Origin of the sequence: Proteus cibi, assembly GCF_003144405.1 — a bacterium.
Classification (GTDB): domain Bacteria; phylum Pseudomonadota; class Gammaproteobacteria; order Enterobacterales; family Enterobacteriaceae; genus Proteus; species Proteus cibi.
Map to the genome: position 1 here is coordinate 85260 of NZ_PENW01000025.1, position 9726 is coordinate 94985.

Consider the following 9726-nt stretch of genomic DNA (forward strand, 5'->3'; position numbering starts at 1 on the left):
ATAAATATAAATAGCCTTGACTACATTTAAAATAAATATAATTAATTGATTCATATAATATTTACACCAATAAAATTTATCAGATCAAGATTAATTTATTCATTAATTCTCTTAAATTTAAAGATGTTAAATATATTTTCCCATTCTTATTACGACTGATTAAAAAAGAAAAAATAATACATAGCAACTAAAAAAAGAGAAAAGCAAATATTGAGATACTATTTCTCACATAAAATGCTTATATTGCACCGATAGATAAGCACTGTTATTCTTCTGCTCGAATTTGATCTGCAATTATATAAACTGCCAAGCAGAAAAGGACTTAATTAAAAAATGAAAATTAAATTACTTGCTACAGTGATGGTATCAGCAGCACTACTCTCTGGTTGTAAAAACCTCAATACAGATATGTTGACCAAATCAGGAACCCAACTTTTCCAAGCAGCGACATTAAGCGACGATGATATCAAAGCGCTAACAAATGATGCTTGTAAAGAGATGGATGCGCAAAATAAAGTTGCACCTGCAAATAGCACCTACACTAAACGTTTAAATAATATTGCTAAAGCGTTAGGTAATGAAGTTAATGGTACACCTGTAAACTACAAAGTTTACATGACCAAAGATGTCAATGCATGGGCAATGGCTAACGGCTGTGTGCGTGTTTATAGTGGCTTAATGGACATGATGACAGATAACGAAGTTGAAGGCGTTTTAGGTCATGAGATGGGTCACGTCGCTTTAGGTCATACTCGTAAAGCCATTCAAGTTGCTCACGCAACAGTTGCAGCACGTACAGCAGCAGCATCCGCTGGTGGTGTAGCGGCACAATTAAGCAGCTCGCAATTAGCTGAAATGGGAGAAAAACTGGTTAATGCTCAATTCTCTCAACACCAAGAATCAGAAGCAGATAACTTCTCTTATGATCTACTGAAAAAACGTGGGGTCAGCACCGCAGGTTTAGTCACAGGTTTTGAGAAATTAGCTAAATTAGGTGGCGGTGATTCAAGTATGTTTGATTCTCACCCACCATCAAAAGAGCGTGCAGATAATATCCGTAATCGCATTGCTGCAGATAAATAATCATGATCTTGCCCCTATATCTCATGGTATGGGGGTTTTCTTTTTGAGGTTTATCTATGAATGGCGAAAACAACCCACAACATCGGTAAAAAAGCGTTTAATCGCCTGTTTTTCCTGTTGGTCGTATTGCTCAAATAGCGCAGACCATTTTGCTTGAGATTGTTGATGTAACACCTCATGAGCATGAAAAAGACGTTCCCCTTCCGTTGTTAAGATAAAAAATATTTCTTTTTGATTATCTGCTAACTTTATTTTTTCAATAGCTCCCTTCTTTTGTAATCGACTACAAATTTTTGAAACGGCTCCTCGGGTCATGGACATATATTCACTGATGGTTGTGAGATTTCTCATACTCTCTTCACCAATACAATGGATCACATGCAGTTCTGTGAGTGAATAATTATCTAATCCATTCTCTTCTAATACTTTTTTATGATCACTATCGGCTCGATCATCTTTAAGATGCAAAAAATCACTTAACCCTTTTAACAACTCTTGTGTTGTCACATTCTCTTTTGTCATTTTGTTTCCTTGGAAAAAATATTTCATAAAATAGTATCAAAAGCATTTACAACAATCAAAATATCGCTATCATCTATTTTGTTTCCATGGAAACAAAATAAAAAGAGGCAATATAATGAAATTATCAATCCGCAGTCTGTTTTATCTTGTTTGTTTTAGCGCACTCTTAGGCTCTTTAGCGCAAAACATCTATACCCCTGTGCTTCCTTTGATCCAACAGCAATTTAATACCACATTATCATTGGTTAATTTAACGGTATCTGCATTTACTTTTGCTATGGCTGTTATGCAACTATTTTACGGTTCATTGATTGATAAATGGGGAAGAAAACCCATTTTACTCAGTGGGTTAGCCATTTCCATGGTAGGTGCATTAGGTTGTATTGGGTCTGATTCTATTAATTTATTCATTTTTTGGCGTGTGATCCAAGCTATCGGTATTGCGGCTATCCCTGTGGTAGCGGCAACTATTCTTGGCGATCTTTATCAAGGAAACGAGCGCGCTAAAGCGATGGGATCGTATCAAATGCTATTAGCACTAGCCCCTGCTTGTGGCCCTTTATTAGGTGGATATTTAGCGCAACATTACCAATATCAAGGCATTTTTATTTTCTTAGCCATTATCGGTATGATCTTACTTCTTACCCATCTCTTTTATTTACCGGAAACACGTCCAGAACAGAAAGAAGTCTTTAAAAGCGTATCGGCAATACAACAAGTGCTTACGGCATCTGCAGGTAAATCTGTATTTGTCATGAGTTTTATGGTGTTTTATAACTATTTTTGTCTACTGGTTTTTTTACCCTTAATTGCCTTTCATCTCTATCAGCTTAATAGCACTGAAATAGGTGGATTATATATACCTATGTCGATTGCACTTATCTTAGGTAGCTATCTTTACCGCAGAATTTGCCCTCTATTTAGTGCGGAATATGGTGTGATTATTACCTCTTGTATCAACTTAATTATGTTGACGTTATTTGCACTCTTTTGGCAAACCTCATTACCTGTAATGCTTGGCTTAACCGTGTTATATGGGCTTTCTTTAGGATTAACCATGCCCACACATACCACATTATTAGCAAGTCATTTTAGTGCAATGAGAGCGACTGCAATGGGGGTTTATAATTTTATTCGTTATTGTGGAATGGCTGCAGGTCCGATGGTGGCAACCTATTTTGTCACAGGCAATAGCTATGAGTATGTCTTTTACTCTTGTGTGATCTTAACGAGTTTGGCATTGTGTTTCACACTCAAAATCTTAATGCCATCATTAAAAGAAAAAAGACACACGACAAACTAACAGGATATTTAATGAAACTGACCATTGAAAAACTGACACAACCCTCTGAACAAGACCGTATTGATTTAGGCAAAATTTGGCAAGATGTACGTTATCAATCAGCCCTAAAAAATGAGATCAACGACGAGAATGTACTCTTTGTAGCAAGATTTAATGAGCGATTATTAGCGGCTTGCTGGGTTAAATTATCGGCTGAGAACGCTATTATCACCGATTTTATGGTCAGAGAAGTGACACGCCGTCGCGGTGTTGGGCATTATTTACTAACACAATGCTTATCAGCCTATCCTGATATTACACATTGGCAGGCTATTAGCTTATCCGCCGAAGAAAATGGGTATGATATTGCACATGCTTTTTTAACACATCATCAATTTAGTGCATCACCACAACCTGATCTTTATATTCTCAATATTTGATAACATTCTTATTCTGAATAATTCAACAACAAGCGAATAAGTCGCTATGTAGGTACCACGCCTGCCAGTAATCTTGCACTTACAGTGTAATGACATTGACATTACACCTATGTATAACAATAAATTGGGGGGTAATATGCCAACTCAAAATGATGTGCCCGTAACACGTTCATCTCTGAACCTAAGAATAAAACCGGAAGATAAAATCCTGATCGACCGTGCAGCAAATGCTGTGGGAAAAAACCGTACTGAATTTATCCTTGAAGCCGCTCGACGTGCTGCTGAAGAAACACTGGCGGATCTGCGAGTGATTAACGTCAGCCCTGAGGTATAGGTATACCAGGAGTTTATTAATCAGCTTGATGCCACGCCCGTTAGCAATGAGGTATTGAAGAAAACTATGATGTCTAAATCTCCTTGGGAGAAATGACATTGAAACTAACTGCACCTGAACCTCTTAAAATCGGTCATTTGCTGGAAAGTTTTTCCTCTGATGAAGAGGCCTTAGATCTCTGGCTAAAAAACAGAGCGATAAGCAATCAAAACTCTGGAGCGTCGCGTACTTTTGTGACCACTTCGGATAATCAGGTAATGGGATATTATGCCCTATCCACAGGAGTCATAAGCACGAATCAAGCCGTTGGTCGATTCCGTCATAATATGCCCACCGACATTCCCATCATTCTTCTCGGCAGACTAGCAGTGGATACAAGAGCAAAAGGACTTGGGATTAGAAGAGGGCTGGTCAAAGATGCCTGTCATCGTGTTATTCAGGCCTCTGGGTTAGTAGGCATTCGAGGGGTAGTGATCCATGCTCCAACTGATGATGCTAAACGATTCTATGAGCACATTGGTTTCGTCCCTTCACCGCTTGATCCCATGATGCTGATGGTAACGCTTGCCGATCTGCAACTCGCAATGGGTATTCACTCGAACTGAGCAAGTCCGAACTAAATAATTCAAGGTGTAGCTAGGCGACAAGTAAATATTAGTCAACAACACTACAACTTAAAGTATGACGAGTATTGACGGTTAAAGCATAAAGCCTCGCCACATTATAAGCCGTCTCACTAAGATTCTTTTGCGCATTATGAAGTGCATCATCCAGTGTCGAGACACCTGGTACAATAGAGAAAACAGCATCAATACCCTGCTGATGAACCACATCATAATCCGGTAAATAACCACCGACCAACGCAATCACAGGAAGGTGGTATTTTTTCGCCAACTTAGCAACCCCTATTGGTGTTTTACCTTGTGCCGATTGGCTATCCATTCGGCCTTCTCCCGTGATGACTAAATCAGCATCAATAAAATATCTTTCTAGTTCAACCGCTTTAGCAACCAGTTCAATCCCCGGCGAAAGCGTTGCTTGCGTAAAGGCAAGTAACGGTAGTGCCAATCCGCCCGCTGCGCCACTTCCTGCAATATTAATAAGATTGCGTTGCGTCATTTTCTCAAGATAAGTACCAAAATGATGTAAGGCTTTATCAAGTTGCGCAATATCTTCTTGGGTTGCCCCTTTTTGAGGACCAAAAATAGCGGATGCCCCGTTTTCTCCACACAATGGATTAGTGACATCACAAGCAATTTCGAACTCGACTTGCTTAAGTTTAGGGTTAAGCGTTGTGATATCAATAGAATAGAGCTGTGTTAATGCCTGTCCACCAAAAGGCAAAGAGGAGCCTAATTTATCTTTAAGACCAAGACCAAGTGCTTGCATCATGCCGGCACCAGCATCATTTGTAGCACTTCCGCCTAATCCTAAAATGATTTTTTTAACGCCCATCTCAAGTGCGGCATTAATTAATTCACCCGTACCATAGCTGGTCGTTAAATTGGGATTACGTTGAGATGACGGGATAAGATGGAGACCGGAAGCTTGTGCCATTTCAATCACAGCTGTGGTGTTATCGCCTAAAATTCCCCAAGTTGCGGTCACTTGTTTCCCCAAAGGCGAACACACTTGTGTAGAGATAAAACGACCTTGCGTTGCTTCCACCAGCGAGGTCACCGTTCCTTCACCACCATCCGCCATAGGAATGCAACAATATTGCGCATTGGGTAAATAACGTGAAAAACCCTGTTTTATTGCTGTTGCAACGTCTTTCGCACTTAAGCTTTCTTTAAATGAATCAGGGGCGATAACTATTTTCACGTTCTTTTCTCCAAGCAACAAAAAAAGCGATATTTTCATATCGCTTTTATAACATACTCTACTTTATGAGCGCGTATGCTTGGTCTGAAATGTGATTAATCTTCAATCGCTAAACGCAATTTCTTCATCGCATTTTTTTCTAATTGACGAACACGCTCGGCAGAAACACCGTATTTTGTCGCCAAGTCTTGCAATGTCGATTTGTTATCATCATCTAACCAGCGAGCACGAATAATATCTTGGCTACGTTCATCAAGAGTTTCAATTGCTGACGTCAGTTTATCCGTTGCATGATTATCCCAATTATCTTCTTCAATGCCGTCGGCAAAGTCAGAAGACTTATCTTCCAAGAAGAGTACGGGAGCAATAGGATGAGAGTCATCACTATCATCAGCAGTCATATCAAATGCCATATCTTGTGCTGACATTCGTGATTCCATTTCTCGGACATCACTTTCTGATACGCCTAATTCTCTTGCAACAAGTTCTACTTCATCTTGATTAAACCAACCTAAACGCTTTTTATTTTTTCGCAAATTAAAAAATAGTTTACGTTGTGATTTTGTCGTTGCGACTTTCACGATACGCCAGTTACGTAGCACATATTCGTGAATTTCAGCTTTGATCCAATGCACAGCAAAAGAGACTAGTCGAACCCCCACTTCAGGGTTAAAACGACGAACGGCCTTCATCAGACCGATATTACCTTCTTGGATCAGATCAGCTTGTGGTAAACCATAACCTGAATAGCTGCGAGCAACATGAATAACGAAGCGCAGATGTGAAAGGATAAGCGTTCTTGCTGCATCCAAGTCACCATCATAATGCAGCCGTTCAGCGAGTTCCTTTTCTTCCTCTGCGGTTAACATCGGATAGGAATTGGCTGCACGTATATACGCTTCGATGCTGCCTTGCGGAACCAATGCTAAGGATTGCATTTCTTTTGTCATTCAAATCCTCATAAAAATCAAATAAATAATTAAAATTATCGCGGTAAGGGAAAGTAGATGAGCCTTCTAAATATAGCTTAAATAGGAAGCCTGTTAAGGTTTTTTACGATGTGTTTTTATCATAACGGATATTTGACCAGCATAAAGACTAAAGGTTCATCTCGCATCTATGTTTACATATCTTTGTACTTTTCTATCACAGATAGCAAATATAACGGCTACCTTATCGTAAAAAAGAGTGCGTGCATTATTATGCCAGAGACGGGGCGTCGATAAAATGGCTGGGTGACGATATTAATGTAACCCAGCCTGATAAAAAATATCTTCTTAATTATTGGTGAATAAATATAAAAATACGTTAATTTATTATTCCGGTGTAAATTGACGCAAATGTTGCATTGTCGTCAGCCATGCAGCAAGCCAGCCAATAGTCATAGCAACAAGAATAAGAATGATAGATTCATCAAAACCGAGTCCTGAAATGGAAAAAGAGGTTCCAAACACGGTCGCGGCTTGCGTCACCACATCTGAGAGTTTCCACACCAGTAAAGCTGAAAAAATCAGAGCAAATACGGCACCAATAAAGCCGAGGATCAATCCCCAATTAAGGAAAGGACGCATAATAAAGCCATCGGTTGCCCCAATCAGTTTCATCACATTAATGGTGTCACGGCGACTGAAAATATTGAGGCGCACACTGTTACCAATCACCAATAACAAAGCAACAACCATCAATGTACCAATCACCAAAGCAATTTGCCCGACTAATGAAGTTAACGTTGAAAGCCGAGTAAACCAGCTATCATCCATTCTGACTTCGTCAACACCCGGTATTTTGGCGACTGTATCGCGCAAATTCACCATTAATTGTTGATCGCTAGGCTCCATAACGGGCGTCACAATTGCAACTGCAGGTAATGGATTCTCTTCTAACATATCTAACGCACTACTAAAACCAGACCAAGAACGAAATTCTACTAACGAATCTTGTCGTGAAAGATAGTTAACACCCTCAACTTTATCTAAGGCTTCGATTTTCTTGATTGTGGCTTCAGCTAATGAATCATCAAGAGATTTATCAAGATAAACCGTTAATTGTGGTGTTGGATACCATTGTTCTGCCGCCGTTGAAACATTTTTCCACACAATATAAAAGATGCTAGGCAAGGTGAGAGAGATAGCGACAACCATGACCGTTAAAAAAGAGGAGAGTGGCTGACGTAAAAAATCTGCCATGGTATTACGCCATGCATAGCGCCACTGTTCGCGCCGTCCTCCTTTTAGCGCCTTGGTTTTTGCACCTGGCGTTGGCATTGATTTACGGGAACTTTTTGCTTTAGCCATTTTGTCCTCCCACCATTCTGCCTTGCCCTAATGTAAGAATGCGATAATTTCTACGTTCTATCAGCGACATATCGTGCGTCGCCATTAATACCGTTACGCCAACACGGTTAAATTCTTCAAAAAGGCGCATAATACCTTCTGAAAGCTCACCATCAAGATTACCTGTTGGTTCATCTGCAAGTAAAACAGTCGGTTTATTCACAACAGCACGCGCAATACCGACACGTTGTTGTTCACCGCCAGAGAGTTGAATAGGATAATTTTTGGCTTTATCCAATAGTCCTACTTTATCTAAAGCGGCTGAAACTCTTCGTCGAATATCCTCTTCACTCGCACCAGCAATAATCAGGGGAAGAGAAACATTGTCATAAACCGTTCTGTCCATCAATAAGTGGTGATCTTGGAAGATCATCCCAATTTGACGACGCAGAAAAGGGATCTCACTATTTTTTAGTCTACTGATATCATGACCAGCAAACCAAATAGCGCCATCACTTGGGCGTTCTATTCCACAAATTAACTTAAGCAATGTACTTTTACCGGCGCCAGAGTGACCCGTTAAAAAAGCCATTTCACCAGGGCGAAGATGAAAATCAACCCCCTGTAATGCTTGTCTTCCACCTAAATAAGCCTTGCTGACGTGTTCGAAGCGGATCATTAAAACTACTCCTCGCGGGCAAACAGAGCCTCAATAAAATCATCGGCCTTAAACGGACGTAGATCTTCAATACCTTCACCTACCCCGATATAACGGATAGGAATACTAAACTGATCAGCAATGGAGAAGATAACCCCCCCTTTTGCTGTACCATCGAGTTTAGTCAATGTTAATCCAGTTAGCCCAACTGTTTCATTAAAGAGTTTTGCCTGACTAACTGCATTTTGTCCGGTACTTGCATCTAATGTCAGCATCACTTCGTGTGGTGCTTCTTCGTCTAATTTCTTCATAACACGAACGATTTTTTTCAGCTCTTCCATTAAATGGGATTTATTCTGCAATCGTCCTGCGGTATCAGCAATAAGAACATCGACACCTTTTGCTTGGGCTGATTGAATTGCATCAAAAATAACAGAGGCAGGATCAGCGCCAGTATGTTGTGCAACAACAGGGATATTATTACGCTCCCCCCAAACTTGTAACTGTTCAACAGCTGCTGCTCGGAATGTATCACCCGCAGCTAACATGACCGATTTACCCTCAGCTTGGTATTGTCGCGCTAATTTTCCGATTGTGGTTGTTTTACCAACACCATTAACACCAACCATTAAAATAACAAAAGGTTTTTTACCTTCAATATTTAATGGCTTATCCACTTTACTTAAGATATCACCCATCTCTTCACGTAGCTTTCCGTAAAGCGCTTCAGCATCTTTCAGATCTTTATGAGTGGCGTGTTTGGTCAAGCTAGTGATGATTTTAGTGGTAGTTTCCATGCCCACATCAGCAATTAAGAGTTGCTCTTCTAACTCTTCAAAAAGCTCATCATCAATTTTCTTACCACGAAATAGGCTAAGGAATCCGGAACCTAAGTTCTGGCGAGTTTTCAGTAAGCCTTTTTTCAGTCGACTAAAGAAGCCTTCTTTCTTCGGTTTCTCTTGTTCAACAACTTTATCTGCTAGCACTTCTTCGCGTAAAGATCCAATATCCTCCGCTTCTGCTTGTGCAATAGCGATACGTTCGTTTTCCTCTTCTTGCGCAAGACGTTGTGCTTCGGCTTCCTGAGCCAGTCGTTCTTGCTCTAAACGTGCTGCTTCTTGACGTTGCGCTTCTTCTAAACGTGCTTGTTCAGCTTGACGCTGAGCTTCTTCTTGCGCTAAACGTTGTGCTTCAGCTTCTTGAGCCAGTCGTTCTTGCTCTAAACGTGCAGCTTCTTGACGTTGCGCTTCTTCTAAACGTGCTTGTTCAGCTTGACGCTGAGCTTCTTCTTGCGCTAAACGTTGTGCTTC

At 40.3% G+C, this 9726-nt stretch carries 10 protein-coding genes and 1 pseudogene; 5 read left to right on the forward strand and 6 right to left on the reverse strand.

Features of this window, described 5'->3' with window-relative positions; genetic code table 11:
* Window positions 1–333: 333 nt before the first annotated feature.
* A complete protein-coding gene (gene loiP / locus DK865_RS13680) occupies window positions 334–1083 on the forward strand; it encodes a metalloprotease LoiP (protein ID WP_023583726.1) in 750 nt (249 codons plus the stop codon).
* Between the two features lie 54 nt (window positions 1084–1137).
* On the opposite strand, the gene DK865_RS13685 is transcribed toward loiP, so the two are convergent.
* Window positions 1138–1605, reverse strand: coding sequence for a MarR family transcriptional regulator (locus DK865_RS13685; RefSeq protein WP_109392176.1), 468 nt, complete (start codon window positions 1603–1605; stop codon window positions 1138–1140).
* Between the two features lie 115 nt (window positions 1606–1720).
* Here DK865_RS13685 and DK865_RS13690 point away from each other — a divergent pair, with 115 nt between their 5' ends.
* From DK865_RS13690 to DK865_RS13705, 4 genes and pseudogenes are all read left to right on the forward strand, one after another.
* A complete protein-coding gene (locus tag DK865_RS13690; protein WP_109392177.1) occupies window positions 1721–2908 on the forward strand; it encodes an MFS transporter in 1188 nt (395 codons plus the stop codon).
* Window positions 2909–2919: 11 nt separating this feature from the next.
* Window positions 2920–3327, forward strand: a complete 408-nt coding sequence (panM, locus tag DK865_RS13695) for an aspartate 1-decarboxylase autocleavage activator PanM (protein WP_109392178.1) — start codon at window positions 2920–2922, stop codon at window positions 3325–3327.
* 136 nt (window positions 3328–3463) lie between these two features.
* Window positions 3464–3757: pseudogene (locus DK865_RS13700) on the forward strand (type II toxin-antitoxin system TacA family antitoxin).
* Window positions 3758–3759: 2 nt separating this feature from the next.
* Window positions 3760–4266: a GNAT family N-acetyltransferase gene (locus tag DK865_RS13705; protein WP_407681500.1), complete on the forward strand. Its 507-nt coding sequence runs from the start codon at window positions 3760–3762 to the stop codon at window positions 4264–4266.
* Window positions 4267–4315: 49 nt separating this feature from the next.
* Here DK865_RS13705 and DK865_RS13710 read toward each other — a convergent pair whose 3' ends face one another.
* From DK865_RS13710 to ftsY, 5 genes are all read right to left on the reverse strand, one after another.
* Window positions 4316–5485, reverse strand: a complete 1170-nt coding sequence (locus DK865_RS13710; protein ID WP_194295205.1) for a glycerate kinase — start codon at window positions 5483–5485, stop codon at window positions 4316–4318.
* Between the two features lie 95 nt (window positions 5486–5580).
* On the reverse strand, window positions 5581–6435 hold the full coding sequence (gene rpoH / locus DK865_RS13715) for an RNA polymerase sigma factor RpoH (RefSeq protein ID WP_023583733.1): 855 nt from the start codon (window positions 6433–6435) through the stop codon (window positions 5581–5583).
* Between the two features lie 366 nt (window positions 6436–6801).
* Window positions 6802–7779: a permease-like cell division protein FtsX gene (gene ftsX / locus DK865_RS13720; protein WP_023583734.1), complete on the reverse strand. Its 978-nt coding sequence runs from the start codon at window positions 7777–7779 to the stop codon at window positions 6802–6804.
* Complete coding sequence (ftsE, locus tag DK865_RS13725; RefSeq protein ID WP_023583735.1) at window positions 7772–8437, reverse strand: cell division ATP-binding protein FtsE; 666 nt, start codon at window positions 8435–8437, stop codon at window positions 7772–7774. Before ftsE ends, ftsX begins: the two co-directional genes overlap by 8 nt.
* A gap of 5 nt (window positions 8438–8442) precedes the next feature.
* On the reverse strand, window positions 8443–9726 hold a 1284-nt coding region (ftsY, locus tag DK865_RS13730; protein WP_109392181.1), incomplete at its 5' end, for a signal recognition particle-docking protein FtsY.

Coding starts and splice junctions, on each gene's coding strand:
- DK865_RS13690 (WP_109392177.1), top strand. CDS start 1,721: ATGAAATTATCAATCCGCAGTCTGTTTTATCTTGTTTGTTTTAGCGCA.
- ftsX (WP_023583734.1), bottom strand. CDS start 7,779: ATGGCTAAAGCAAAAAGTTCCCGTAAATCAATGCCAACGCCAGGTGCA.
- loiP (WP_023583726.1), top strand. CDS start 334: ATGAAAATTAAATTACTTGCTACAGTGATGGTATCAGCAGCACTACTC.
- rpoH (WP_023583733.1), bottom strand. CDS start 6,435: ATGACAAAAGAAATGCAATCCTTAGCATTGGTTCCGCAAGGCAGCATC.
- panM (WP_109392178.1), top strand. CDS start 2,920: ATGAAACTGACCATTGAAAAACTGACACAACCCTCTGAACAAGACCGT.
- DK865_RS13685 (WP_109392176.1), bottom strand. CDS start 1,605: ATGACAAAAGAGAATGTGACAACACAAGAGTTGTTAAAAGGGTTAAGT.
- ftsE (WP_023583735.1), bottom strand. CDS start 8,437: ATGATCCGCTTCGAACACGTCAGCAAGGCTTATTTAGGTGGAAGACAA.